The organism is Camelimonas fluminis, from assembly GCF_014656355.1.
GTDB classification, from domain to species: Bacteria; Pseudomonadota; Alphaproteobacteria; order Rhizobiales; family Beijerinckiaceae; genus Camelimonas; species Camelimonas fluminis.
Genome location: NZ_BNCG01000003.1, coordinates 215,382 through 238,884, shown reverse-complemented (window position 1 = coordinate 238,884; position 23,503 = coordinate 215,382). Strand labels below are relative to the sequence as shown.

Here is a 23,503-nt window from a genome sequence, read left to right as displayed (position 1 = left end):
CCGGTACTCACTCACACGCCACACGGATTGGAGGGGAGGCTATGCATAGCGCAATGCCTCAACGATAACAAGCCCATCCCGATGCCTCAAAGCCATGGTTTGATGACGACAAGGGCGACAATGCCGAGCATCAGCACCGCCGGAATTTCATTGATGAGGCGATAAAACCGGCTGGAGTGACGGTTACGGTCCTCCTGAAATGCCCGCGCCTGACGGGACAGAAATATATGAAAAACGAGCAGTAGAATAACTAATGCAACTTTTGCGTGAAACCATCCGTCACGCCACAGCCCGGCGTCCCAGGCGAGCCATGCGCCAGCCAAGACTGACACCGCAGCCGCCGGGTTCATGATGCCCTTCAACAGCCGGCGTTCCATCACCCGGAATGTTGTCGAAGCTTCCCCGTTGCGCTGTGCATCAGCGTGGTAGACGAACAGGCGCGGCAGATACAGCATGCCGGCCATCCACGAGATGACCGCAGCTATATGGAGCGTCTTGATCCAGAGATACAGCACGGCAAGCTCCGTATCAGGCGCCCCTGACCAGGCGAACGAGTTCCTCAACATGCGCCACCGGCGTTGTCGGTTGGATGCCGTGGCCAAGATTGAAAATATGTGGACCATCGGACAGCGCGCCAAGGATACGCCTGACGCCCTCTGCCAGCGCCTCTCCACCTGCCATCAGCGCCAGGGGATCCAGATTGCCCTGCACCGTTTTCATCGGCTGTAGAGCCCGCGCAGCCCAGTTCACGTCCACGCCCCAATCCAGACCCAGCGCGTCGACTTCAGCCACGCCCCCAAACGCCATCAGATTGTGGCCGACACCACGAGCAAACACGATGACTCTCGCCTGTGGCCGCTGCGCCTTCACGCTGCGGATTATTCGCGTAACCGGCTCGTAGCACCAACGCTGGAACAGCGCCGGAGGCAAGGCGCCGCCAAAACTCTCAAAAATCTGCACGGCCTGAGCGCCAGCATCAATCTGGGCGACGAGGTAGGTGGTCGACGCTTCCACGAGAAGGTCGATCATCGCCTGCAAGAAGGCAGGGTCCTGATAGGCGATCAATCTGACAGGCGCCTGATCCGGCGTGCCCTTGCCGGCAATCATATAGCTGGCGACGGTCCATGGCGCCCCACAGAAGCCAATCAGCGCAGTCGCTCCGCCGGTTTCTTCCTGCAGCTGCTTCCTGACACGTACGACCGTCTCGATAACCGGATCGAGTTTGCCGAGATTCCCGGGAGCACCCAGCGCCAGCAATCCGCTATTGTTGGTTACGGGATCAAGGCGGGGACCCTCCCCCTCCGCAAACCAGACATTCTGCCCGAGCGCATGGGGGATCACGAGGATGTCGCTGAACAGGATTGCAGCATCGAAACCAAAGCGACGGATCGGCTGCATGGTGACCTCGGCGGCCAGCGCCGGATTGTAGCAGAGGTCGAGAAAGCTGCCCGCGCTGGCCCGGGTCGCCCGATACTCAGGCAGGTAGCGCCCTGCCTGTCGCATGAGCCAGAGCGGCGGCCGCTGGGTCTTTGTTCCCGACAATGCCTGCATGAAGAGCGATGCGTCCTGTCCCATGCGCACAGCGGTCCTTTAAAAAGAGAGATATGAATCTTTGAATCTGTTTTTTCTTTTTAGGCGGGGGATTTCCCCTACCCAATCCCGTCCACATACCATCCCCAGCCCTCGGTCCAAAGCCGCCTCGACCGGACAAATGGTTAATGCTTCGTGAACGCAAGCGCGTTAACGGTCCGTTAATAATTGTGGCGGCTTCCGGGCAAAGTTATGCACCTTCGGCGTTCGCTGGGGGGATTCCACTCACAGGCCGGCTCGTGTTGAGAAGGACGTGCATGGATTCACGCGACCGTCAGGATGTCTGACAAAAGTGGCCGTTCATGCACAGGCGTCCACATCTGTCCCCGCCTGAAGGGGGCAGGGACCCGGCGCCACAGGCTCCGGCCAGTCGTTGGCGTTGAAGATTGCTGTGGCGTGGCGCTGCCGGCGCGGTCACAATGTCGCCGCCATCGGGATCGGGAGCAGTCAATTGGGCAGCCGGAGCTTTTTCCATCTTCACCTGATATCGGATTCAACCGGGGAGACTCTCATCGCGGTGGCGCGGGCAGTTTCAGCCCAGTACGACGGCATATCGGCGATCGAGCATGTTTACCCACTGGTGCGCTCACGCTCCCAGCTGGAACGCGTCACTGAAGGGATTCAGGCAGCGCCAGGCATGGTGCTGTACACCCTGGTAGACCCGGATCTGGCGCTGGAGGTGGAAAAGGTTTGCCTGGAAACCGGTTCGCCCTGTCTCTCGGTGCTATCGCCGGTTGTGAACATGTTCGAAGCCTATCTTGGCGCGGCCTCACGCGGGCGTCCCGGCGCCCAGCACACCCTCAACGCCGACTATTTCAAACGCATCGACGCCATGAACTATACGATGATGCATGATGACGGTCAGCTGGTCAGTGGTCTTGCTGACGCCGATGTCATCCTGTTCGGCGTCAGCAGAACCTCCAAAACGCCGACAAGCATCTATCTGGCCAACCGTGGCGTCAAAACCGCCAATGTGCCCTATGTGCCGGGCGTTCCGGTTCCCCATGGCATGACCGAGTTCCGCGGACCGCTGGTCGTGGGATTGGTGGCCAGCGCCGAGCGCATTGTCCAGATTCGTCAGAACCGTTTGCTCAGCCTGAACGCGTCCGACAGTTCATCCTATGTGGATGAGGACGCCGTCGCCGCCGAGATCACCGATACCCGCCGTATCTGCGCAAGGAACCGCTGGCCGGTAATTGACGTCACGCGGCGGTCAATCGAAGAGACTGCAGCGGCTATCATGGACCTGTATCGCGATCACAGGATGCGTCAGACCAGCTCGTGGGAAGCCCGGGGGCAGGGAGCGGCAACAGGCCGGACGACATCATGACAAGAGGGAAGACATGACCAGGGGACTCTGGCTTGCTGACATGCCGCTGGTGCTGGCGTCCGGTAGCGCTACCCGTCGCGGGATGCTGGAAGCGGCGGGTATCCCTGTCGAGACCAGCCCGGCCATGATTGACGAGCGGAACGTGGATGACGCCGCGCGCCGCGCCGGCGCCGCGGCGGCGACCGTCGCGGCATTGCTGGCGCGGGCCAAAGCCATGGAAGTATCGGCCCGCTATCCGGGACGGCTGGTGCTTGGAGCCGACCAGACCCTGGCGTGCGAGGGCCGGCAATATGACAAGCCAGCCAATGTGGCGGAGGGCAGGGAGCATCTGGCGGCATTTTCCGGCCGTGCCCATCATCTCCATTCCGCTGCGGCGCTCGTAAAGGACGGCGGTCTGGTGGCGGAAACCCAGTCATCGGCGGAGTTGACCATGCGCCGTCTTGGCCCGGAATTCATTGACGCTTACGTGACGGCCGTTGGCCGCAAGGTCATGACCAGCGTTGGCGGCTACCAGCTTGAGGGTCTCGGTTCTCAGCTGTTCGATCGCATTGATGGCGATCATTTCACCATTCTCGGCCTGCCGCTATTGCCCCTGATGGGCCATCTGCGGGCGGCGGGCTATCTGGCGGAGTAAAGCGTGGGACAGGCAGACAATGTTGCGCGGGCATGCGTTATCGGCGACCCGATCTCCCATTCACGATCACCGCTGATTCATGGTCACTGGCTGGAGCGCCTGGGAATTACAGGAGTCTATGACCGTCGCAGGGTGGCCACTGGCGAGGTCGAAGCATTTTTGCAGGAGGTGCGCGCTGGCAACCTCCGGGGTGGCAACGTCACTGTTCCTCACAAGGAGACAGTTGCGCGCCATGTCGACGTCCTCACCGAAACAGCGCAGCGGTTGGGCGCCGTCAACACGGTATGGGAAGACAATGGCAAGGTCTGGGGCGACAATACCGATGTTACCGGCTTTCTCGCCAATCTCGATGAACGTAGCCCTGGATGGGACTGCAAGCCGGAAAAAGCGATAGTTCTTGGCGCCGGCGGCGCTGCGCGCGCCATCATCTATGGGTTGTTGACGCGTGGTTTTCATGAAATCGACATCGTCAACCGTTCCCCGTCCCGCGCTCGGCAACTGGCTGAAGACTTGCAGCCACAAGGTGCGCGAAGGTTGGTTCCGGTTGACTGGGCGGAGCGCTCCGGCGCGCTGAATGGCGCCACCATCCTTGTCAACACAACATCGCTGGGCATGACCGGCCAACCGGCGCTGGACCTCTCCCTGGAGGCGCTGCCCATCCAGGCTGTGGTGCACGACATCGTTTATGCGCCGCTGGAAACAGACCTGTTGCGTACGGCCCGGCAGCGTGGAAATCCGGTGGTCGATGGCCTCGGCATGCTGCTGCATCAGGCAGCGCCCGGCTTTGCCCGCTGGTTTGGTCAGAAGCCGCAGGTAACGGACGAACTTCGGCAATTGGTTATCGACGACATGAACAGGAGCGCGGCATGACCTTCATTCTCGGACTCACCGGCTCCATTGGCATGGGCAAGTCGGCTACCTCGGCCATGTTCCGCGAGATGGGCGCATGGGTGTACGACGCAGATGCGGCGGTGCACGCCATCTATGCCGGCCCGGCGACGCCTCTGGTTGAAGCGGCGTTTCCGGGCGTCGCCGATGAAAATGGCGTTGTGAATCGTGATCGGCTCTCCGCAGCGGTTCTGGGCGATCCCGCTGCGCTCAAGCGTCTCGAGGGCATTGTTCATCCCTTGTTGCGCCAGCATCAGTTTGATCTGGTCCAGCAGGCCGTTGAGGCGCATATCGCGGTGCTCGTTATGGATGTGCCGCTGCTGTTCGAGACGGGCGGCGAGCGGCGTTGCGATGCCGTGGCTGTGGTCAGCGCCGATCCGGAAGTGCAGCGCGAGCGCGTTCTGGCGCGTCCAGGCATGACAGCTGAAAAATTTGAAATGATTCACGTGAAACAGATGCCCGATGCTGAAAAACGCCGCAGGGCCCATTTCATCATCGACACGGGCCATGGCTTCGACCATGCGCGGCGTCAGGTGGCTGATATCCTCAAAGCCATCGCCGGGCGTGAAGGCGTGGCCGCAAAACAGCTGCTGGCCGCCGCTTGAATTTTGCTGGCAGGTCGCCGCCGCGAAGGTAACTTGCAGGCGCGGAGAGAATGTCCGCGCGGTTGCCGCCAATGAACGTTAGCCAACCGGAGATCAGCCTTGAAGCTCAGGGAGATCGTTTTCGATACGGAAACCACGGGCGTTGACCCCAACAAGGGCGATCGCGTTGTAGAGATCGGCTGCGTCGAAATTCTTGATCATCTTCCGACAGGCAACACCTTTCATTGCTACATCAACCCACAGCGCGACATGCCCGCCGAAGCGTTCGCCGTTCATGGACTGAGCGCTGAGTTTTTGTCAGACAAGCCGGTTTTCGCGTCTGTGGCGGATGAGTTTCGCGCCTTTATTGGCGATGCGCCGCTGGTTGCTCATAATGCCCAGTTCGACGTGAATTTCATCAATGCTGAATTTGCCCGTCTCGGCATTCCCGAGCTCGACAGGGGGCGGATTGTCGACACGCTGTTTATAGCCCGTCGCAAGCATCCAGGCGCAAACAATTCTCTGGACGGCCTCTGCTCGCGCTACGGCATCGATAATAGCCGGCGCACAAAGCACGGCGCCTTGCTCGACGCAGAAATTCTGGCGGAAGTGTATCTGGAACTGCGCGGCGGCCGGCAGACAGGTCTGGATCTGAGCGTCGCCGAGGCGTCGCCCCGCGCGAAGGTTGTTGTCCAGACGACAGTTTCGGAAACGGAGATTCTGGTGCGCAGCGCACCGTTGCCCTCCCTTCTGGCGGAAGATGATCTGGCGGCGCACCGGGCCCTGGTCGCCAGCATGAAGGACAAGGCAATCTGGCTGGACTATATCCAGCTCGATGGTGGAGCGACAGAAAATTGACCGGGTAAGCTGACAGGCAAGTCCGCAGTCAGGCGTCAGATTTTTACGGCAAACAAAAAGGGCGGTGATCCAGTCACCGCCCTTTTTGTCTGGCCTGAAAGACGCCTGTCTTACTGGGCTTGCGCCGGGGGCTCGGCGAACTGTTGGGCGCGTTCCCTGTACAGGGCGGCGAAGTCGATCGGATCGACATACAGCGGCGGGAAACCGCCGCCGCGCACAGCGTCAGCAACAATCTGGCGGGCGAACGGGAACAGCAGGCGCGGGCACTCGATCATGATGACCGGATGCAGGTCTTCCGCCGGGATGTTCTGGGCGCGGAAGATGCCGCAATAGGTCAGGTCGAAGGCGAACAGGGTGTCGTTGTCGATCTTGGCGTTGCCCTCGAGCTTGAGCTCGACTTCGAAGTCTGTTTCCGACAGTTGCTGGGCGCCGACATTGACCTGAATGGAGATCTGCGGGGCCTTCTCCTGGGGAGTCAGCGACCGTGGCGCGTTCGGGTTCTCGAACGACAGGTCGCGGGTGTACTGCGCCAGGCCGTTAAGCAGCGGAGCGCCGTCTTGCGGCTGCGGGCCGCCGTTTACAGACGTGTCTGACATGAAAGGATCCTCTCCAGGATGCGTCGCGTATACTCGGCGTCGCCGGTTATCTGTCGGCGAATGATTCGTGACGGACGTCAGAAGCCATGACGCCATGCGGGCGGAAGCGGCGCGCTAACATGGAACAGGCTCCCATACAAGCGCTGCCTGTCCGTCGTCGGAATGATGAAAAGGCTAGATGTTGGAGGATAGCACACCATATTATCCGGAGCATTCGCAAACACGTGGTTCTGGCGGTTACCGATATCGCCCGCCACGTCTGAAAGCAGTCCGCCGCGGGTAGCGCCTGACGTGGCCAGCGGCGGTTCTTACTGGCTATTTTTTACAGGCTTCCAGGGACCATGCAGGATTCGTTCGACCCGCTTACCATTATCTTTCTGGCCCTGGCGGTTTTCATCATCTGGAAACTGAGATCGGTGCTCGGCCAGCGCACGGGCAGCGAACGTCCGCCCTACGATCCGTTTTCCCGGAAGGACGCGGCGAAACCCGATGAGAAGATCTCGCAGCCGGATGGCGGCGGCAATGTTATCCATTTGCCTGGCAGCGGCACGGCGGCGCCCGCCAGCCAGCCATCTGCTGAGCGCTGGATGGGGATCGCTGAAAAGGACACGCCCATAGCCGCCGCCCTGGACAGCATCGCTTCGGCTGAGCCCCAGTTTGACGCCAAACAATTTCTGGAAGGCGCCAAATCCGCCTATGAGACCATCGTTCTGGCATTTTCGCGGGGTGATCGCATTACCCTGAAATCGCTGCTGTCGCAGGAGGTCTATGAAGGCTTTGAACGGGTGATCGCTGAGCGCGAGAAGGAGGGGCAGCGGGCAGAAACAACATTTGTCGCCATCTCCCAGCCGGTGATCTCAGACGCTGAGGTCAACGGCAAGAATGCCCAGTTAACATTGCGCTTCACCTCGAAACTGATCGCCGCCACCCGTAACAGGGCAGGGGAGGTTGTTGACGGTGATCCGGAAGGCCTGGTTGATGTCACCGACGTCTGGACGTTCGCCCGCACCCTGGGCAGCCGTGACCCCAACTGGCGGCTGGTGGCGACCGAAGCTGCCGGTTGAGCGGCGTCTGGTTGGTTACCCCCGCTTTGGGTGACGTGATGGATTGAGTCGGGAGCGTTTCCAGGTCATGGAAACGCTCCATTTCGTTAATGCGCTTCCGGATGTAGAAAGCTTGCGGGCAGCTGGAACGCCAAAGACGACCGTCCGGCGGGTATGATTCACGTGAAGCATTTCGGTTGCGCCGGATATACGTCGCCGGACTATGTTGGTTCAGACTTTGCCTGACCGGCCGCAAATGACCTGGCTGGAGTTCCGTATGACGCGCAAACGCTCGCGGGAGCTTGACCGGCAGGAGCGCCTCCTGTGGGAAACGGTTGCGCGGACCGTGACGCCGCTCCCGGGTCGGCCGCCGCCGTCACTCTCCGCTGAACCACAGCCAGTGGAACAGATTGTTTCGCCTCCGTCACAGGCTCAGGAAACAGCTTCCCAACCCGCGAGAAAGGCCAGGAGCCTGCGAGATCTGTCCGTTGGGCCACTGGCGCCAGCAGCCCTGCCTCCCATGGTCGCCATGGCCCGGAAGGAGCGTCGGGCCGTGGTTCGGGGCGCCGTGCAGATTGACGCCAAACTTGACCTGCATGGCGTACGTCAGGATGCAGCCCAACATATTTTGCGAACATTTCTGCTGCGTTCCGCGGCTGCGGGTTGCCGCACCGTACTGGTGGTGACGGGCAAGGGCGCGCCGGCGCGAGATGATGCGCCACTCTGGCATGGCGATCGGAGCGAACGCGGCGTATTGCGACGGCTGGCTCCCTTCATTCTGGAATCGACCGAACTCAGGGACATTGTTCTTGGCTATGAAGTGGCGGACCAGCGCCATGGTGGTCTCGGGGCCCTCTATGTGCGGTTGCGTCGCAGAAGTCGCTGACAGCCAGCTCTCTGTTTGCGGAAACCCGATCCGGGAAGGCCGCCGCCGCCGATCCAGATAATGGCGCCATAGATGGCTCCGCCCGCGGCGCATAGCAGCAGCAGGGCGGTGAGGCGGCGGACACCGCTTGCATGAGCGAGTAACGGCCCACTTCCAGCAAGGATGAGCGCTGCAGTCATGATTGCAGTCGCCAACGTCTGAACCAGAACAGGCCGGGCGATTGCCCGCGACGGTCGCCACCAGTTCCGGGATGTCAGGATCGATGCAATGGCCAGGCATTGCGCCCACAGACCCGCAGCGACGGCTGCGCCGGCGCCACTGACGCCCCAATGCGGCGTCAGCAGAACGGCCGTCAGGGCAGTAACCGTAATGCCAGCGATGCCGCAAGCGGCGGACGCCAGGGCTTTCTCGCGCACCAGAAGCTCCTGCAACAGAACCCGCGCCACAACGCCGGCAGGCAGGCCTGGGGCCATGGCCATCAGGGCCAGCGACGTGCCGGAAACGTCGCTGCTGGAGAACGCGCCCCGCCCGAACAATGTCCGGATGATCGGCTCCGCCAGCACAAACAGCGCCGCTGCGGCCGGCAAACCAATGGCGAGCGCAGAGACAAGCGCATGGTCCAGCATGTCATTACCCGGCGGTGCTGGCGTTTCAGAAGCGTTGACACGATTGGCCCCAAGCTCCGTCAGCACGACAGACCCTATTACGACGCCGGCTAATGAAAGCGGCAACTGGAACAACCGGTCTGCGTAGTAAAACCATGCCAGGGCTGCTGGCTCCTGCGAGGCAATAGCCGAAGCGACAACGCCGATAATCTGGAAACTTGCCGTTGCAACCAGCGCCGGCGCGCCAAGGCGCAAAGCCTTGCCGATGCCCGCCATCACGCCGGGTTGCAGGCCGTTGGCCGCCTGGCGCAGAGCCGGCATGAGCGGCCAGAGGACAAGTCCCAGCTGCAGCAATCCACCGATGCTCAGGGATAGCGCCATCAGCGCGCCCATGGTCTGGGGCGTGCTGGCGACGTGTGGGATCGCCAGATAAGCTCCCACCAGCGCTGCATTGACGATGGCCGGGGCCAGGGCCGCGATGACGTAACGCCGCTCGGCGTTGAGAAACGCAGCGGCAATCGACGCCAGGGTCGCGACGCTGATAAACGGCGTCATCAGCACGAACCACCAGCGCGCCAGATCAAAGTCCTGGGGGCGACTTTCAAGGCCAGGCGCTGACAGGTGGATGACCACGCCCGCGCTCAGCGCCAGCAAGGCGCCCAGAATGCCAAGCGCAAGGGTCGCCAGTATCAGCGTCGTCCGGGCGAAGGCAGCGGCGTGGACGTGGCCCTCCTGCATGCGCAGGCGCAAATAAATCGGGGTGAGGGCCGCGTTCAGCCCGCCTTCGCCGAGCGTGCGGCGCAAGGCGTTGGGCGCCCGCAGGGCAGCCAGCAATGCCTCGGCCATGGGGCCGGCGCCCAGCAGGTTTGCCACCAGCACATCGCGCGCATAGCCCAGCAAACGGGATACGATCGCAGCGAGGCCAACCGCCGCAGCTGGCGACGCCAGCTTCATGGGCGGCCCGCCACAACAGATCGCTTGCCGGCGATGCAGCCACGCAGCCCTGACAAGCATGACTGGGCTTCACGCCGGCGCTCACCTATGGTCGGTTGTCCTGAGGCCACTGCCTTTTGCGCAGACCTGTTCACCGAATGACCACTCCACCAGAACGCATATTCATGACCGATATGGCTTCAGATCGCCCGCAAGCGCCAGCCCATGATCCTGCGCCATCCGCCGGATCACCGTCCGCGCCGGGCAGGGCAATCCTGTTCCTTGCCATGGCGTCGTTTGTCAGCGCCGCCACTGCGCGCGTCGCCGATCCCCTGCTGCCGGAAATCGGCCGGGAGTTCGGCGCCACGCCGGGCCAGGCTGGACTGATCGTCGCCGCCTTCTCCATATCCTACGGGCTGCTTCAGGCTGTCTATGGTCCCGTCGGCGACGCCTTTGGCAAATATCGTCTGGTCGCCATCGCCACGTTCCTGTCGTCGCTCGGCGTCATCGCCAGCGCCTTCGCCGGCTCCCTGCATGTGCTGGCCGCGACCAGACTGCTGTCCGGAGCCACCGCCGCCGCCATCATCCCCCTGTCCATGGCGTGGATCGGCGACGTCGTGCCCTACGACCAGCGCCAGTCGGTGCTGGCCAAATTCATGAGCGGCCAGATCCTGGGACTGGTGTTCGGCCAGGCGTTCGGTGGCCTGCTCAGCGAGATCATGGGCTGGCGGCATGTGTTCGTGGTGCTGGCGCTGCTGTACGTGCTGGCCTCAGCTGGCCTGACCGCCGACATGTTCCGCAAGGATCATCCGCCGCCGGTGCGTTCGGGCGCCGGAGGGGTAGGACGCGGCGTATTGCAGATGCTGGGACTTCTGGCGCGGCCATGGCCGCGCACCGTCATCGTCATGGTCTTCCTGGAAGGCGCCATCGTCTTTGGTTGCTGGGCCTATGTTGGCTCGGAACTGCAACGTCGCTTCGGCGTTGGCCCCGGAACCGCTGGCGCTATCCTCGCGGTCTTTGGTTTTGGCGGACTGACTTACGCCCTGAACGCCCGGACCATGGTCAAACGGTTCGGCGAGCGTGGTCTGGTGATTTGGGGCGGCGTTGGTCTGGCCGTCGCCTTCACGCTGATCGCCATCACCCCGGTGCTGTGGAGCGCCGTTGTCGCGTCAGCGATTTGTGGCCTGTCATTCTACATGCTGCACAATACGCTGCAGACCAACGCCACGCAGATGGCGCCGGAGGCGCGTGGTTCAGCGGTGTCGCTGTTCGCATCCGCGCTGTTCATTGGCCAGACGGCGGGCGTGGCTGTCATCGGGCCGATGTTTGACCGCTGGGGCGGCCAGCCTGGGCTGATTGTCGCCGCCATTCTGACGCCGCTACTGGTGGTGTGGTTCGCCGGGCGGTTGCGTAGCCGCCCGGAGTGAGCGATGGGTGAAGCCGTTACAGGATGAAACGGCTGAGATCAGTGTTCCGCGCCAGTTCGCCCAGGCGGGATTCCACATAGGCGGCGTCGATGCGGACGGTCTCGCCAGCGCGGTCGGCGGCAGTGAAGGAAATATCGTCGAGCACGCGCTCGATCACGGTCTGAAGCCGGCGCGCGCCGATGTTCTCGATCGAGGCGTTCACCTCCACCGCAATGCGCGCCAGGGCGTCGATGGCGTCGCTGGTGAAGTCGAGCGTCACGCCCTCCGTCGCCATCATGGCGATGGACTGCCGGATGAGGTTGGCCTCGGTGTCGGTGAGAATGCGGCGGAAATCGCTTTCATCCAGCGAACTCAACTCGACGCGGATCGGCAGGCGACCCTGTAGCTCGGGCAGCAGGTCAGATGGCTTGGCGACATGAAAGGCGCCGGAGGCGATGAACAGGATGTGATCCGTCTTCACCGGGCCGTGCTTGGTGGAGACGATGGTGCCCTCGATCAACGGCAGCAGATCGCGCTGCACGCCTTCACGTGAAACATCGCCGCCGCCACGGTGCTCGCGCACGCAGATCTTGTCGATCTCGTCGAGGAAAACGATGCCGTCGTTCTCGACCTGACGGATAGCCTCCTGGACCAGTTGCTCCTGATCAAGCAGCTTGTCGCTTTCCTCGCTCATCAGCGGCTCAAAGGCTTCGCGCACGGAGGTGCGGCGCGCCTTGGTGCGGCTGCCCATGGCCTTGCCGAAGATGTCGCCGATATTGATGGCGCCGACGGAAGCGCCCGGCATGCCGGGCAATTCGAACATCGGCATTCCACTGGAGGGAGCCTGCAGTTCGATGTCGATTTCCTTGTCGTCGAGGAGACCGTCGCGCAGCTTGCGACGGAATGATTCGCGTGTGGCGGCGCCGGCCGTGGAGCCGACCAGGGCGTCAAGCACCCGCTCTTCAGCAGCGAGCTGCGCCCGGGCCTGCACATCCTTGCGGCGGGTTTCACGAACCAGGGAGATCGCGACCTCCACCAGATCGCGGACGATCTGCTCCACATCGCGGCCTACATAACCGACTTCGGTGAACTTGGTGGCTTCCACCTTGAGGAACGGCGCGCCGGCCAGTCGCGCCAGCCGACGCGAAATCTCGGTCTTGCCGCAGCCGGTGGGGCCGATCATCAGGATGTTCTTCGGCATCACCTCATCACGCAGCGCAGGCTCGAGCTGTTGCCGGCGCCAGCGGTTGCGCAGGGCGATGGCGACGGCGCGCTTGGCGTCACGCTGGCCAACGATATGTCGGTCCAGCTCCGAAACGATTTCACGGGGAGAAAAATTGGTCATGGCGGCATCATGCTAGAGCGTTTTCCAGAAAAGTGGACGCCACTTGCATCAGGAAAACGCGTCAAACCAAATAGATAGGGCAAAATACCGGTTCGGTTGGAACGGATTTTGCTCCAGGCATGCTCTGACGAAACAGCAGGTGTTTCACCGGAAAATGCGCGAGTGGCGGATCGTGCGAATCGCTTAGCGCGCGATCTCGAGGCTTTCGAGGACAAGGTTGCGATTGGTATAGACGCAGATGTCGCCCGCGATCGCCATCGACTTGCGGACAATCGCTTCGGCGTCCCGGTCGGTGTCGAGCAGGGCGAGCGCGGCGGACAGGGCAAAATTGCCGCCCGAGCCAATGGCCATCACCGAACCTTCCGGCTGGGCCTCCGGTTCGACCACGTCGCCGGTGCCGGAAAGCAGCAGGCTGACGTTCTTGTCGGCCACCAGCATCATCGCCTCGAGCCGGCGCAAATAGCGGTCCGTGCGCCAGTCCTTGGCCAGTTCGACGCAGGCGCGCGTAAGCTGCGCGGGGTATTGCTCCAGCTTGGCCTCAAGCCGTTCGAACAGCGTGAACGCGTCTGCGGTCGCGCCGGCGAAGCCGCCGAGCACGCCGCCGCCGGCCAGACGCCGGACCTTGCGGGCATTGCCCTTGATAACGGTCTGGCCGAGGCTGACCTGACCGTCGCCGCCCATGACGACCCGGTCGCCCTTGCGGACCATGAGAATGGTGGTGGCGTGAAAAACGGCCGGGCCGTCACTGGGCATGGAAAGATCCGTCTGCATGCTGGAACATCGCTCCTGCATGTAGGGCTTCCGGCGCCGGCAATCCAGTGTCGCGCCGGAAATGCGCCTTTCGGAGGTCCAGGGCCGCGCCGGTTCCGCGCCTTTGGCGACAGGGCGGGGGATTGAATCACGCCCGCCCTGCGCATGCTTCGTTTCTGATGGAAAAATTACTCTGCGGCCATCGGCAAACGGTTGTAGCGGCTGGCCCTGGCGTTGAGATCGGCGAGGGCGGCGGCGTATTCCTGACGGAAGCGGGCGATCAGTTCACCGGCGCCGATGATCTCCTTGATCGGACCAACGCCCTGGCCGGAGCCCCAGATGTCACGCCACGGCTTCACCTGCTTGCCATCGTCGCCGAAATTCATCTTCGATGGGTCCGAGGTCGGCAGATTGTCCGGATCGAGACCGGCGCGCTCGATCGATTTGCGCAGATAATTGCCGTGAACGCCGGTGAACAGGTTGCTGTAGACGATTCCCGAGGAATCGGCGTCGACGATGCCCTGCTTGTAGGCTTCGTGGGCGTTGGCCTCGCGCGTGGCGATGAACGCCGAGCCAATATAAGCTAGGTCCGCCCCCATGGCTTGCGCCGCCAGAATGGCGCGGCCGCTGGCGATGGCGCCCGACAGGGCGAGCGGGCCGTCAAACCATTCGCGAATGTCCTGGATCAGCGCCAGCGGCGAAATGGTGCCGGCATGGCCGCCGGCGCCCGCGGCCACGGCGATCAGGCCGTCGGCGCCCTTCTCGACAGCCTTGCGGGCGAAACGATTGTCGATGACGTCATGTAGCGTGACGCCGCCGTAGCTGTGGATGGCCTGGTTCAGGTCCTCCCTGGCGCCCAGCGAGGTGATGATCACCGGAACCTTGTGCTTCACGCACAGTTCAACGTCATAGTCGAGCCGGTTGTTGGAGCGGTGGACGATCTGGTTGACGGCGAACGGCGCCGACGGCTGGTCAGGATGATCCCGGTCATGGGCGGCCAGTTCCTCGCGGATCTGGTGCAGCCACTCGTCAAGCAATTCCTTGGGGCGGGCATTGAGCGCCGGAAAGCTGCCGACGACGCCGGCCTTGCACTGGGCGATGACCAGTTCGGGACCCGAGACGATGAACAGCGGCGAGGCGACCGCCGGCAGCGACAGGCGTTCCGACAGGATCTTGGGCAAACTCATCTATTCCTCCCTCGACTGGCTGCAGCCAGTCCATCCGGTGCGGCGCGCGCGCTTCATGTCAGGTCTGTTCCGCCAGCGCCATTGTGGCTGACAGGAAGCCCGCATAACGCGCTGACGGCAATGCGCGATTGCGCCACAGACTTGTCAGAATGCGCCACGCAAAAAAGCCGGCGGAGCCGCGGCGGCGGTTTGACTTTCCGACGGGACGGCTCCAGCTTTCTTCACCAATATTGAATAAAATCGGGGGGAACAAACATGGCGCACTGGCGCAAGATGACGTCTGCATGTCTGCGGAAAACCGGCCGCGCCGCGCTGGCGGCGGCGATGCTCGCGCCTTTCAGCCTGCAGGCCGTGAAGGCCGGGGACAAGCCCGCCATTTCTGGCGACGCCGTCAAGATCGGCCTGTTGCTCGACATGTCCGGCCCCTACGCCGATATCACTGGCCCCAACAGCGTCGCAGCGGCGCAGATGGCCATCGATGATTTCGGCGGCAAGATTCTCGGAAAAAAGATCGAGCTTTTGAGCGCCGACACGCTCAACAAGCCAGACATCACCGCCGCGCTGGCGCGGGAATGGTTCGATTCCAAAAATGTTGACGCCATCATGGATGTCGCTGCGACGGCGCCGTCGCTGGCGGCGCTGGAAGTCGCCAGGCCGCGCAACAAGATCGTGGTGCTGACCAGCCCAGCTTCAGCGCGTCTGACCAATGAAGCCTGCACGCCCACGTCCATCCACTGGACCTATGACACCTACGCCCTGGCTCATGGCACCGGCAAGGCCGCCGTCAAACAGGGCTTCGACACCTGGTTTTTCGTGACGGCCGACTACACCTTTGGCACGGATCTGGAGAAAGACGTTACACGGGTCGTGCGCGAGGGCGGCGGCAAGGTGCTCGGCTCGGTGCGGGCGCCGCTCAACACACTGGATTTCTCGTCGTTCCTGCTGCAGGCGCAGGCCTCAAAAGCAAAGATTATTGCGCTGGCAAATGGTGGCAACGACACGGTGAACTCCATCAAGCAGGCCCAGGAGTTTGGCGTGGTTCAGGGCGGCCAGAAGCTCGCCGGCATGCTGGTCTTCCTGTCTGACATCCACAGCCTTGGCATCGACAAGGCCCAGGGGCTGGTGCTCACCACCGCGTTCTACTGGGACCGCGATGAGGCTTCCCGGGCATGGTCGAAGCGTTATTTCGAGAAGACCGGACGCATGCCCAGCATGTCCCAGGCTGGAACCTACTCAGCCACCATGCACTATCTGAAAGCCGTTCAGGCGGCCGGCACGGATGCGACTGACGCCGTGATGAAGAAAATGCGTGAAACGCCGGTCAATGATTTCTTCGCGACCAATGGCAAGATTCGCGAGGATGGCCGCATGGTGCACGACATGTACCTGGCCGAGGCGAAATCACCTTCCGAGAGCAAGGGCCCGTGGGACTATTACAAGATCCTGCAGACGATTCCAGGCGATGAGGCGTTCCAGCCCCTGTCCGAATCGCGCTGCCCGCTGGTCAAGAAGCCATAAGCCCGCAGATCTGCTGCGGTGATTGACCGTTGATGTGCGAACATTCCATGGTTCCGCATCAACGCGTCACGCGCCGGGAGGCGCCGTTCTGAACGGACTCTCCAGCACGATGTTTCGCGTGAAACATAAATCCGGGAGAGAAACGTCATGACGCAATCCGGCCGCTGGAAGCAGCGGCCTGAAGGCTCCACCTGGGGCGACTTCGGGCCGGACGATCAACTGGGGCGACTGAACCTGATCACCTCGGAAAAGGTGAAGCAGGGCGCGGCGGAGATTCGTGAAGGCCTGTCGTTCTGCCTCAGCCTGCCGCTGGAATATCCAGGCGGCAACGTACTGAACCCGCGGCGCTTTCCGCCGGTGCTAAGGCCGACACGCCGCGGCGACGCTGTCAACATGAACTACCAGCTGGGGCGTGATCATGCCGGCGCCACCGACGTGCTGTGCGACGATCTGGTGCTCCTGCACCTGCAATATTCAACCCAGTGGGACAGTTTCGCCCACGTCGGCTCCATGTTCGACGCCGATGGCGATGGCGTGCCGGAGCCTTTATATTACAACGGCTTTCGGGCAGGCGAGGACGTGGTTGGTCCCAAAGACTTGGTCGACGCCGGCGCGCCTGAAGGATACGGTCCCAGCACGTCCGGCGCCCGACGCCTCGGGGTCGAGAACATGGCGGTGAAGGGCATGCAGGGCCGCGCCGTGATGATTGATCTGCACGCCCATGTCGGCCGGGCGCGCGAGATTGTCGGCTATGACCAGCTGATGGCCATACTGGAGAAGGACAGGGTCGAGATTGAGACCGGCGACATGGTCTGCCTGCACACGGGCTTCGCCGGGTTTCTGCTGGAACTCGGCGGCGCGCCGACCCATTTCGCGGTCGAAAATGCCTGCGCCCTGCTCGATGGCCGCGACAGGCGCCTGCTGCAATGGATTACGGACAGCGGCCTGGCCGCGCTCATCGCCGACAACTACTCGGTTGAGGCCTACCCGGCGCGCCCCGGCGGCGATTGCTGCGCCCAGCTGCCCTTGCATGAGCACTGCCTGTTCAAGCTTGGGGTTCATCTGGGCGAGTTGTGGCATCTGACGCCACTGGCTGACTGGCTACGGAACCATGGCCGCAATCGCTTCATGCTGACGGCGCCGCCCCTGCGGCTTACCGGGGCCGTGGGCTCGCCGGCAACGCCCGTCGCGACGGTCTGATCTGCCCCCGGAGAGGCGTCAGCCGGCGGAAAGCGCCGGCGCGACGCCGTCAGGATTGCGCAGATACGCCAGCATTGGCTCGGCGTTGATGCGAATGTCCTCTTCCGCGCCCTGCCGCGCCAGTCCGGGGTCCTTCTGCCGCAGGCCGTCCAGCAGCGTGTGGTGGGGATGGCGACGGGGCAGGGTTGTCGGGCGATGAACCAGCAGCGCGTTCATTAGCGGGCCGATTTGCAGCCACAGGGTCTCGGCAATGCGATAGTGTAGCGGCATGTCGGCGATGGCGCAGAACGCCGCGTGAAACCGCTGGTTTTCCGCGAAGGATTCCTTGAAATCGCGGGCCTTTTTCAGGGCGATCATGCGGTCATGGATCGCTTCCAGCTCCGCCACCTGGTCCGCCGTGGCGATTTCCGCCGCGCGCGCAGCGGAGCGCCCTTCCACATCGGTGCGCAACACGCAGATTTCGCTGAAGCGCTCAGGATCGATATGCGGGATGCGCACCGAGCGGTGGTCGAGCTGGGCCACCGCCATGTCGGCGACAAGCCGCGCCAGCGCCTCGCGCACCGGGGTCGGGCTGACGCCGAGTTCCGCCGCGATGTCGCGCAACTTCAGTTTTTCGCCCGGCAAGAACCGGCCGCTCATGATGTCGCGACGCAGACGGAAATACGCCTGGTTGCTCAGGCTCTCCCGGGCCAAGGGTTCATCAGACTGCTTTTGGAGTGCGGACATCATGGCGTTTTCTCCCGTCCGTCGGACAGGATGTCATTTCATATATGCGATGCGAAGCGGGTGTGGGCGCTACATGCACCGCCGCCGCCGCCAGCACAACCCCTGGTCCGCGCGAAGCTGCGGGCAATGGGGAATTTATAAGGCGTTACAATAATTGAAGGCCGCTTTATTGAAAGCGCCGGAGGCGCCGATCGGGAAAACTGCGCGTGCAAGCCCCGAAAGGCAACCAGGCGGAATTGCTACTTGGCATGATGCAAACCGCCGCTTAACACTGGCCCGCATGCCTTGTTCATGGCGCGCGACGGCAATTTCGCTTGTGCCACATGTCGGAAAAGGCGCCCAGGCCGTCCGGGGATGGCCTCGAAACGCCTGCACTGACCGACTCTTGCCCATCCATTGGGAGAGGCGGGCAGTGGTTTCCGTCGCGCGTGATGTGCAGTGATGGTGTTTGACGGGCTGAAACCGCGGCTTGCCGCAGGCTAACTCCCACAACTGAATGCTCTTTTGGCGGCAGCCATGAGGGAAGCAGAAACGGACCGCCGTTGCCTCTGGGGCATGCGGCGACATGGCGCACGGGAAGGACAAGAGGATGGATCTGAGCTTTACCCTTGAAGAACAGGCCTTCCGTGAGGAAGTGCGTGCGTTTTTCCGGACCGCTCTGCCGGAACAGCTGCGCGCCAAGCTTCGCGCGGGCCATCACGTCAGCAAGGAAGAGCAGGTCGAGTGGCAGCGCACCCTGAACAAGAAGGGTTGGGCTGTTCCGCACTGGCCGGTCGAGTGGGGCGGCACTGGCTGGGATCCGGTGCGTCAGTACATCTTCCGTGAAGAGTTGATGGGCGCGCCCGCGCCAGAGCCGCTGGCCTTCAACGCCAGCATGTGTGGTCCGGTGATCATCCAGTTCGGCTCGGAAGAGCAGAAGAAGCACTTCCTGCCGCGCATGGCCAATCTGGACGACTGGTGGTGCCAGGGCTTCTCGGAGCCAGGTTCCGGCTCGGACCTCGCCTCGCTGAAGACCACCGCGCGGCGCGATGGCGACGCCTACGTGGTCAACGGCCAGAAGACCTGGACGACCCTCGCCCAGCACGCTGACTGGATCTTCTGCCTCGTCCGCACCGATCCGTCGGCCAAGCCCCAGCGCGGCATCAGCTTCCTGCTGATCGACATGAAGACGCCAGGCATCACCGTGCGCCCCATCATCACCATCGAGGGCGGTCACGAAGTTAACGAAGTGTTCTTCGACGATGTGCGGGTTCCGGCGGAGAACCTGGTCGGTGAGGAAAATCGCGGCTGGGACTACGCCAAGTTCCTGCTCGGCAACGAGCGCGTTGGCATTGCCCGCGTCGGCGCCTCCAAGGAGCGCGTGCGCCGCATCAAGCTGCTTGCGTCCGAATCGCGCCACGGCAATCCGCCGATGATCGAGAACGCCCGTTTCCGCGAAAAGCTCGCCGCCATTGAGGTGGAGCTTAAGGCGCTGGAAATGACCCAGATGCGCGTCGTCGCCAATATGGCGACCCTGGAAGGCAAGCCCGATCCGGCTTCGTCGATCCTGAAGATCAAGGGCTCGGAAATCCAGCAGACGCTGACCGAGATGATGGTCGAGCTGGCTGGCCCCGAAGCCCTTGCCTACCAGCCGCATGGGGCGGACGGTCGCAACGAGCCGGCGGCGGCGCCGGAATGGGCCCTGACCTCGGCGCCCAACTTCTTCAATTATCGCAAGGTCTCCATCTACGGCGGATCGAACGAAATCCAGAAGAACATCATCAGCAAGCAGGTGCTGGGCCTCTGAGAGGCAGGCGCCGCTTCCCGGCCCGGTGGGCCGGGAAGTTTCCGTTATTCGGGCTCCGGCGCTGAAACGCTGTTGAGCCGGCAAAGGAAAAGTCAGTCATGGATTTTGACCTCAGCGAAGAGCAACGCCTGCTGAAAGACAGTGTCGAGCGTCTGGTCGCCGACAAATACGATTTCGAGTCGCGCAAGCGTTATGGCGCCGAGCCGAAGGGCTACAGCGATGGGCTGTGGGCGCAATACGCGGAGCTCGGCATTCTCGGCCTGCCGTTCGCCGAAGAAGACGGTGGTTTTGGCGGCGGCGCCGTCGACACCATGATCGTCATGGAAGCGCTTGGCCGCGCCCTGGTTCTCGAACCTTATCTGGCGACGGTGGTGCTGGGCGGCGGCGCCCTGCGTCGCGCCGGCAGCGCTGCGCAGAAGCAGAAAATTATCCCGCAAATCGCCGAAGGCAGCCTCAAGCTTGCTCTCGCCCACGCCGAGCCTCAGGCCCGGTACAATCTCGCCAATGTCGCAGCGACGGCGAAGCGTGACGGCGATGGCTGGGTTCTGAACGGAACCAAATCGGGCGTCCTGCATGGCGACAGCGCCGATCTGCTGGTGGTTAGCGCCCGCGTCTCCGGTGATCAGACCGCCGAAAACGGCGTGGCTCTGTTCCTCGTGCCGGCGGACGCCAAGGGCCTGGCCCGCCGCGGTTACGCCACCCAGGACGGCCTGCGCGCGGCCGACATCGACCTGGCTAACGTCCGCGTTGGCGCCGACGCATTGCTGGGCGGCGAGGACGACGGCCTTGCCGTTGTCCGTCGCGTCTATGACGACGCCATCGCCGCCACTTCGGCGGAAGCTGTTGGCGCCATGCAGCGGGCGCTTGAGCTGACTGTTGAATACATCAAGACGCGCAACCAGTTTGGCCAGGCGATCGGCAACTTCCAGGCGCTGCAGCACCAGGCCGTTGACATGTTCACCGCGCTCGAGCAGGCGCGCAGCATGGCCATGTACGCCACGATGATGGCCCAGGAGGGCGATGCGAACGAGCGCGCCCGCGCCATGGCCGCCACCCGCGTTCAGGTTGGCCGCTCCGGTCGCGTCGTCGGCAAGAACGGCGTGCAGCTTCATGGCGGCGTCGGCGTCACCATCGAGTTCGCCATCGGCCACTACTTCAAGCGTCTTACCATGATCGACGCCATGTTCGGCGACGCCGACCATCACCTCGGCATCCTGTCGGACCTCGGCGGCCTGCTCCCGGCCGCCTGAAACGGGCGGCAGCGCTGACATTCTGAAACCCCGGCCTGTCGCTCTGGCAGGCCGGGTTTTACATTGTGACGCTGAAATCCGGTGCGCCCGCCCCGTCCACCTCCGGTCGAAGCCCCAGGGGGCAGCATTGCAGGTCGCTCATCCGAGGCCATTCTCATGCCATGGCGCGACGCCATGAATTCCCCGCCTTCCGACGGCATCCTTCAAAGGGTTCTCTTGCTGCAATTTGCCTGGGCTGGTGACGCGCAATGACTGACGTCCGTATGCTTCTGGCGGCCTTGTTGTTCTGTATCGCCGCCGTCAGCGGCGTGATTTACATTGCTGTTCAGCCGACCCAGTTGCGCGTCGGCGTGACGGCGGATGACGCGATCAGCAGACATGTCATGCAGATCGCCGACCAGGCGTTTCGCGAGCGCAAAAAAGAAATCCGCCTGAAGATGGTGGTGCTGCGCAACGCCGCCGAGGTGGCGACGGCGCTGAACGCCGGCGCCATCGATCTGGGCGTTGCACGCTCGGACAATATCGCCGCCGCCACCGCCGAAGCCATTCTCCTGCTCCGTCGTGAGGCCCTGGTCATTGTCGCCCCCGGCGTGGATGACGCCACGGATGTCAGCGCCCTTTCCGGCAAGCGCATCGGCGTTCTGGCGTTCGGAGGCCCTGAGCCCGGCAACCGCCTGAACGCCCTGTTCGACTATTATGGCCTCGTGGGCGCCTCGCAGAAGAGCGCCGTCATCCAGCCGGCGGAACTGACCGACGCCCTGGCGTCGCGCCGCTTTGATGCGTTCGCTTTGCTGGGCTCGGTGACCGCCCCCGCTGTTGCCGCCAGCGTGCGCCGGATCGCCGAAACCAGCCCAGGCGGCATCGCCATTATCGACATGGCCGAGGCCGAGGCGCTGGCGCAACGGGTCGGCGATCTGGAAACCGTTTCCATTCCCGCCGGTATCTTTCGCGGCAATCCGCCGCTGCCTGCGAAGCAGAAGGGTACGGTGGCCGCTCCGGTGCGTCTGATGGCCCGGGCGGATCTGGATGAAGGCAAGGTTTCACGGCTGTTGCAGCAATTCCTGTCCGTTCGCTCCGCCATCCGCCGCGCCGCGCCGGGCTACGATCACTATGAAGTGCCGGATCCCGAGGACTCCCCGGTGCTGGTGCATCAGGGCGCCCGGGCCTTCCGGGATGGCGAAAATACCGGCCTGCTCGACCGCTACAGCGATGCGCTCTATCTCGGCCTGTTCGTGATCGGCGGCGTCGCCTCCTTCGCCACCGCCATCACCGCCCGGTTTGCGTTGGGCCGTCGTCGTCGCCTGATGCGGGTGCTGGGTGAGCTTCGGGCCGTTGGGGCCAGCCTGGCGACGGTTACGTCGCCGCCACAGCTGGATGAAGCGGAGACCCGGGTGGAGCTTCTGCTGTCGTCAGTGTTCGAGCGGGCCGCCAATTGTGAACTGTCCGCCGATGATCTTGCCGCCATCAATCTGGCGTTCGACTGGTGGCGCACCCAGATAACGGATGCCCGCGCCCGTCTTTCCGTCGCCTCAACCGAGGCGGCCGGACAGCGATTCCTGCCGACGCAGGCGCCTGGCAGTTGATTGGCGACGTTTTATGCGTCAAACGAACCTGAACCGGCCGCCATGGCCCTGTCATTCCGCCGGTCAGTTATTGGGTAGCTGCTGAAAAGCGCAGGCTACGGGACAGGAGAGCGCTCCATGCGTGCGGGCGAAGTCGCGCGATCGACCAACGAAACCAAAATCTCCGTTTCCATTAATCTGGACGGGGACGGCAAGGCTGACGTCGCCACCGGCGTTGGTTTCTTCGATCACATGCTGGACCTGTTTGCCCGTCATGGCCTGTTCGACGTCAAGGTTCATGCTGACGGCGACCTGCACGTTGATGACCATCACACCGTGGAAGATTGCGGCATTGCTCTTGGCGAAGCCTTCCGCAAGGCGCTTGGCGACAAGCGCGGAGTCGTCCGCTACGCCGACGCTCACGTTCCGATGGATGAAACCCTGTCCCGTGTTTGCGTCGACATTTCGGGGCGGCCATTCCTGGTGTTCCGCACCGAATTTACCTCCGGCAAGATCGGAACATTTGACACCGAGCTGGTGCGGGAGTTTTTCCAGGCTTTCGCCATGAACGCCGGGCTCACTTTGCATGTCGAGACATTCTACGGTCTCAACAGCCACCATATCGCCGAAAGCTGCTTCAAGGGGCTGGGGCGCGCCCTGCGCAAGGCCGTGGCGATCGACGCCCGCGAAGGCGGCCGGATCCCCTCCACCAAAGGCGCGCTCTGACGCTGCGGCGGTGCGGGCGTAAATTCCCGCTTCCGGAAGCGACCGGGGTATTTTTCAGGCAGGGCAGGCGTTATTTCGTTCATGGGGTGTTTTCCCATCC

At 63.0% G+C, this 23,503-nt stretch carries 22 protein-coding genes; 14 read left to right on the top strand and 8 right to left on the bottom strand.

Translation table 11 applies throughout. From position 1 onward, the window contains the following. Positions 1 to 86 precede the first annotated feature (86 nt). The gene (gene hemJ / locus IE243_RS06305) at positions 87 to 566 is read right to left on the bottom strand and encodes a protoporphyrinogen oxidase HemJ (protein ID WP_308432021.1); all 480 of its coding nucleotides are present in this window, start codon (positions 564 to 566) and stop codon (positions 87 to 89) included. Next, positions 529 to 1,575 (bottom strand): uroporphyrinogen decarboxylase, encoded by a 1,047-nt coding sequence (gene hemE, locus IE243_RS06300; RefSeq protein WP_244642851.1) that lies wholly within the window; start codon positions 1,573 to 1,575, stop codon positions 529 to 531. The genes hemJ and hemE overlap by 38 nt, the downstream gene beginning before the upstream one ends. A 466-nt stretch (positions 1,576 to 2,041) precedes the next feature. Between hemE and IE243_RS06295 the strand changes: the two genes are divergently transcribed. From IE243_RS06295 to dnaQ, 5 genes are all read left to right on the top strand, one after another. Beyond that, the gene (locus tag IE243_RS06295) at positions 2,042 to 2,920 is read left to right on the top strand and encodes a pyruvate, water dikinase regulatory protein (RefSeq protein ID WP_191318485.1); all 879 of its coding nucleotides are present in this window, start codon (positions 2,042 to 2,044) and stop codon (positions 2,918 to 2,920) included. Between the two features lie 13 nt (positions 2,921 to 2,933). After that, positions 2,934 to 3,554, top strand: coding sequence for a Maf family protein (locus IE243_RS06290; protein ID WP_191318484.1), 621 nt, complete (start codon positions 2,934 to 2,936; stop codon positions 3,552 to 3,554). A 3-nt stretch (positions 3,555 to 3,557) separates the two neighbouring features. Further along, complete coding sequence (locus tag IE243_RS06285) at positions 3,558 to 4,424, top strand: shikimate dehydrogenase (protein ID WP_191318483.1); 867 nt, start codon at positions 3,558 to 3,560, stop codon at positions 4,422 to 4,424. Next, positions 4,421 to 5,047, top strand: coding sequence for a dephospho-CoA kinase (gene coaE, locus IE243_RS06280; protein ID WP_191318482.1), 627 nt, complete (start codon positions 4,421 to 4,423; stop codon positions 5,045 to 5,047). Before IE243_RS06285 ends, coaE begins: the two co-directional genes overlap by 4 nt. A gap of 99 nt (positions 5,048 to 5,146) precedes the next feature. Further along, positions 5,147 to 5,884, top strand: a complete 738-nt coding sequence (gene dnaQ / locus IE243_RS06275; RefSeq protein ID WP_191318481.1) for a DNA polymerase III subunit epsilon — start codon at positions 5,147 to 5,149, stop codon at positions 5,882 to 5,884. Positions 5,885 to 5,994: 110 nt separating this feature from the next. On the opposite strand, the gene secB is transcribed toward dnaQ, so the two are convergent. Continuing rightward, a complete protein-coding gene (gene secB / locus IE243_RS06270; RefSeq protein ID WP_191318480.1) occupies positions 5,995 to 6,480 on the bottom strand; it encodes a protein-export chaperone SecB in 486 nt (161 codons plus the stop codon). A gap of 341 nt (positions 6,481 to 6,821) precedes the next feature. On the opposite strand from secB, the gene IE243_RS06265 reads away from it, so the two are divergent. Both IE243_RS06265 and IE243_RS23845 read left to right on the top strand, forming a co-directional pair. Next, positions 6,822 to 7,544 (top strand): Tim44/TimA family putative adaptor protein, encoded by a 723-nt coding sequence (locus IE243_RS06265; protein WP_191318479.1) that lies wholly within the window; start codon positions 6,822 to 6,824, stop codon positions 7,542 to 7,544. Positions 7,545 to 7,746: 202 nt separating this feature from the next. Next, positions 7,747 to 8,409 carry a Smr/MutS family protein gene (locus IE243_RS23845; protein ID WP_308432020.1) on the top strand — a complete coding sequence of 221 codons (663 nt, stop codon included), beginning with the start codon at positions 7,747 to 7,749 and terminating at the stop codon, positions 8,407 to 8,409. Here the strand turns inward: IE243_RS23845 and murJ are convergent. Next, positions 8,379 to 9,968 (bottom strand): murein biosynthesis integral membrane protein MurJ, encoded by a 1,590-nt coding sequence (gene murJ / locus IE243_RS06255; protein ID WP_191318477.1) that lies wholly within the window; start codon positions 9,966 to 9,968, stop codon positions 8,379 to 8,381. The genes IE243_RS23845 and murJ overlap by 31 nt on opposite strands. A gap of 164 nt (positions 9,969 to 10,132) precedes the next feature. On the opposite strand from murJ, the gene IE243_RS06250 reads away from it, so the two are divergent. Next, positions 10,133 to 11,374, top strand: a complete 1,242-nt coding sequence (locus tag IE243_RS06250) for an MFS transporter (protein WP_191318476.1) — start codon at positions 10,133 to 10,135, stop codon at positions 11,372 to 11,374. Positions 11,375 to 11,390: 16 nt separating this feature from the next. Here IE243_RS06250 and hslU read toward each other — a convergent pair whose 3' ends face one another. The 3 genes from hslU to IE243_RS06235 all read right to left on the bottom strand — a co-directional run bounded on the left by hslU (position 11,391) and on the right by IE243_RS06235 (position 14,635). Next, positions 11,391 to 12,698 (bottom strand): ATP-dependent protease ATPase subunit HslU, encoded by a 1,308-nt coding sequence (gene hslU / locus IE243_RS06245; RefSeq protein ID WP_191318475.1) that lies wholly within the window; start codon positions 12,696 to 12,698, stop codon positions 11,391 to 11,393. A gap of 183 nt (positions 12,699 to 12,881) precedes the next feature. After that, positions 12,882 to 13,469 (bottom strand): ATP-dependent protease subunit HslV, encoded by a 588-nt coding sequence (hslV, locus tag IE243_RS06240; protein ID WP_280514578.1) that lies wholly within the window; start codon positions 13,467 to 13,469, stop codon positions 12,882 to 12,884. A gap of 167 nt (positions 13,470 to 13,636) precedes the next feature. Continuing rightward, positions 13,637 to 14,635 carry an NAD(P)H-dependent flavin oxidoreductase gene (locus IE243_RS06235; RefSeq protein WP_191318474.1) on the bottom strand — a complete coding sequence of 333 codons (999 nt, stop codon included), beginning with the start codon at positions 14,633 to 14,635 and terminating at the stop codon, positions 13,637 to 13,639. 324 nt (positions 14,636 to 14,959) lie between these two features. On the opposite strand from IE243_RS06235, the gene IE243_RS06230 reads away from it, so the two are divergent. Both IE243_RS06230 and IE243_RS06225 read left to right on the top strand, forming a co-directional pair. Then, on the top strand, positions 14,960 to 16,153 hold the full coding sequence (locus IE243_RS06230; RefSeq protein WP_191318652.1) for an ABC transporter substrate-binding protein: 1,194 nt from the start codon (positions 14,960 to 14,962) through the stop codon (positions 16,151 to 16,153). Between the two features lie 147 nt (positions 16,154 to 16,300). Then, complete coding sequence (locus IE243_RS06225; protein WP_191318473.1) at positions 16,301 to 17,353, top strand: cyclase family protein; 1,053 nt, start codon at positions 16,301 to 16,303, stop codon at positions 17,351 to 17,353. Between the two features lie 18 nt (positions 17,354 to 17,371). On the opposite strand, the gene IE243_RS06220 is transcribed toward IE243_RS06225, so the two are convergent. Next, positions 17,372 to 18,082, bottom strand: a complete 711-nt coding sequence (locus IE243_RS06220; protein ID WP_191318472.1) for a GntR family transcriptional regulator — start codon at positions 18,080 to 18,082, stop codon at positions 17,372 to 17,374. Positions 18,083 to 18,668: 586 nt separating this feature from the next. Here IE243_RS06220 and pimC point away from each other — a divergent pair. The 4 genes from pimC to hisB all read left to right on the top strand — a co-directional run bounded on the left by pimC (position 18,669) and on the right by hisB (position 23,403). Beyond that, entirely contained in the window at positions 18,669 to 19,865 is a 1,197-nt protein-coding gene (gene pimC / locus IE243_RS06215; RefSeq protein ID WP_191318471.1) for a pimeloyl-CoA dehydrogenase large subunit, read from the top strand. Between the two features lie 98 nt (positions 19,866 to 19,963). Beyond that, on the top strand, positions 19,964 to 21,115 hold the full coding sequence (locus tag IE243_RS06210) for an acyl-CoA dehydrogenase family protein (RefSeq protein ID WP_191318470.1): 1,152 nt from the start codon (positions 19,964 to 19,966) through the stop codon (positions 21,113 to 21,115). A gap of 248 nt (positions 21,116 to 21,363) precedes the next feature. After that, complete coding sequence (locus IE243_RS06205) at positions 21,364 to 22,698, top strand: TAXI family TRAP transporter solute-binding subunit (RefSeq protein WP_191318469.1); 1,335 nt, start codon at positions 21,364 to 21,366, stop codon at positions 22,696 to 22,698. Between the two features lie 117 nt (positions 22,699 to 22,815). After that, positions 22,816 to 23,403, top strand: a complete 588-nt coding sequence (gene hisB / locus IE243_RS06200) for an imidazoleglycerol-phosphate dehydratase HisB (RefSeq protein ID WP_191318468.1) — start codon at positions 22,816 to 22,818, stop codon at positions 23,401 to 23,403. Positions 23,404 to 23,503: the final 100 nt, after the last annotated feature.

What these genes read in the sequence shown, in the direction of transcription:
- hemJ (WP_308432021.1), bottom strand. Translation starts at nt 566, where the DNA reads ATGTTGAGGAACTCGTTCGCCTGGTCAGGGGCGCCTGATACGGAGCTT.
- hemE (WP_244642851.1), bottom strand. Translation starts at nt 1,575, where the DNA reads ATGGGACAGGACGCATCGCTCTTCATGCAGGCATTGTCGGGAACAAAG.
- IE243_RS06290 (WP_191318484.1), top strand. Translation starts at nt 2,934, where the DNA reads ATGACCAGGGGACTCTGGCTTGCTGACATGCCGCTGGTGCTGGCGTCC.
- coaE (WP_191318482.1), top strand. Translation starts at nt 4,421, where the DNA reads ATGACCTTCATTCTCGGACTCACCGGCTCCATTGGCATGGGCAAGTCG.
- secB (WP_191318480.1), bottom strand. Translation starts at nt 6,480, where the DNA reads ATGTCAGACACGTCTGTAAACGGCGGCCCGCAGCCGCAAGACGGCGCT.
- IE243_RS06265 (WP_191318479.1), top strand. Translation starts at nt 6,822, where the DNA reads ATGCAGGATTCGTTCGACCCGCTTACCATTATCTTTCTGGCCCTGGCG.
- IE243_RS23845 (WP_308432020.1), top strand. Translation starts at nt 7,747, where the DNA reads ATGTTGGTTCAGACTTTGCCTGACCGGCCGCAAATGACCTGGCTGGAG.
- murJ (WP_191318477.1), bottom strand. Translation starts at nt 9,968, where the DNA reads ATGAAGCTGGCGTCGCCAGCTGCGGCGGTTGGCCTCGCTGCGATCGTA.
- IE243_RS06250 (WP_191318476.1), top strand. Translation starts at nt 10,133, where the DNA reads ATGACCGATATGGCTTCAGATCGCCCGCAAGCGCCAGCCCATGATCCT.
- hslU (WP_191318475.1), bottom strand. Translation starts at nt 12,698, where the DNA reads ATGACCAATTTTTCTCCCCGTGAAATCGTTTCGGAGCTGGACCGACAT.
- hslV (WP_280514578.1), bottom strand. Translation starts at nt 13,469, where the DNA reads ATGCAGACGGATCTTTCCATGCCCAGTGACGGCCCGGCCGTTTTTCAC.
- IE243_RS06235 (WP_191318474.1), bottom strand. Translation starts at nt 14,635, where the DNA reads ATGAGTTTGCCCAAGATCCTGTCGGAACGCCTGTCGCTGCCGGCGGTC.
- IE243_RS06230 (WP_191318652.1), top strand. Translation starts at nt 14,960, where the DNA reads ATGCTCGCGCCTTTCAGCCTGCAGGCCGTGAAGGCCGGGGACAAGCCC.
- IE243_RS06225 (WP_191318473.1), top strand. Translation starts at nt 16,301, where the DNA reads ATGACGCAATCCGGCCGCTGGAAGCAGCGGCCTGAAGGCTCCACCTGG.
- IE243_RS06220 (WP_191318472.1), bottom strand. Translation starts at nt 18,082, where the DNA reads ATGATGTCCGCACTCCAAAAGCAGTCTGATGAACCCTTGGCCCGGGAG.
- pimC (WP_191318471.1), top strand. Translation starts at nt 18,669, where the DNA reads ATGGATCTGAGCTTTACCCTTGAAGAACAGGCCTTCCGTGAGGAAGTG.
- IE243_RS06210 (WP_191318470.1), top strand. Translation starts at nt 19,964, where the DNA reads ATGGATTTTGACCTCAGCGAAGAGCAACGCCTGCTGAAAGACAGTGTC.
- IE243_RS06205 (WP_191318469.1), top strand. Translation starts at nt 21,364, where the DNA reads ATGACTGACGTCCGTATGCTTCTGGCGGCCTTGTTGTTCTGTATCGCC.
- hisB (WP_191318468.1), top strand. Translation starts at nt 22,816, where the DNA reads ATGCGTGCGGGCGAAGTCGCGCGATCGACCAACGAAACCAAAATCTCC.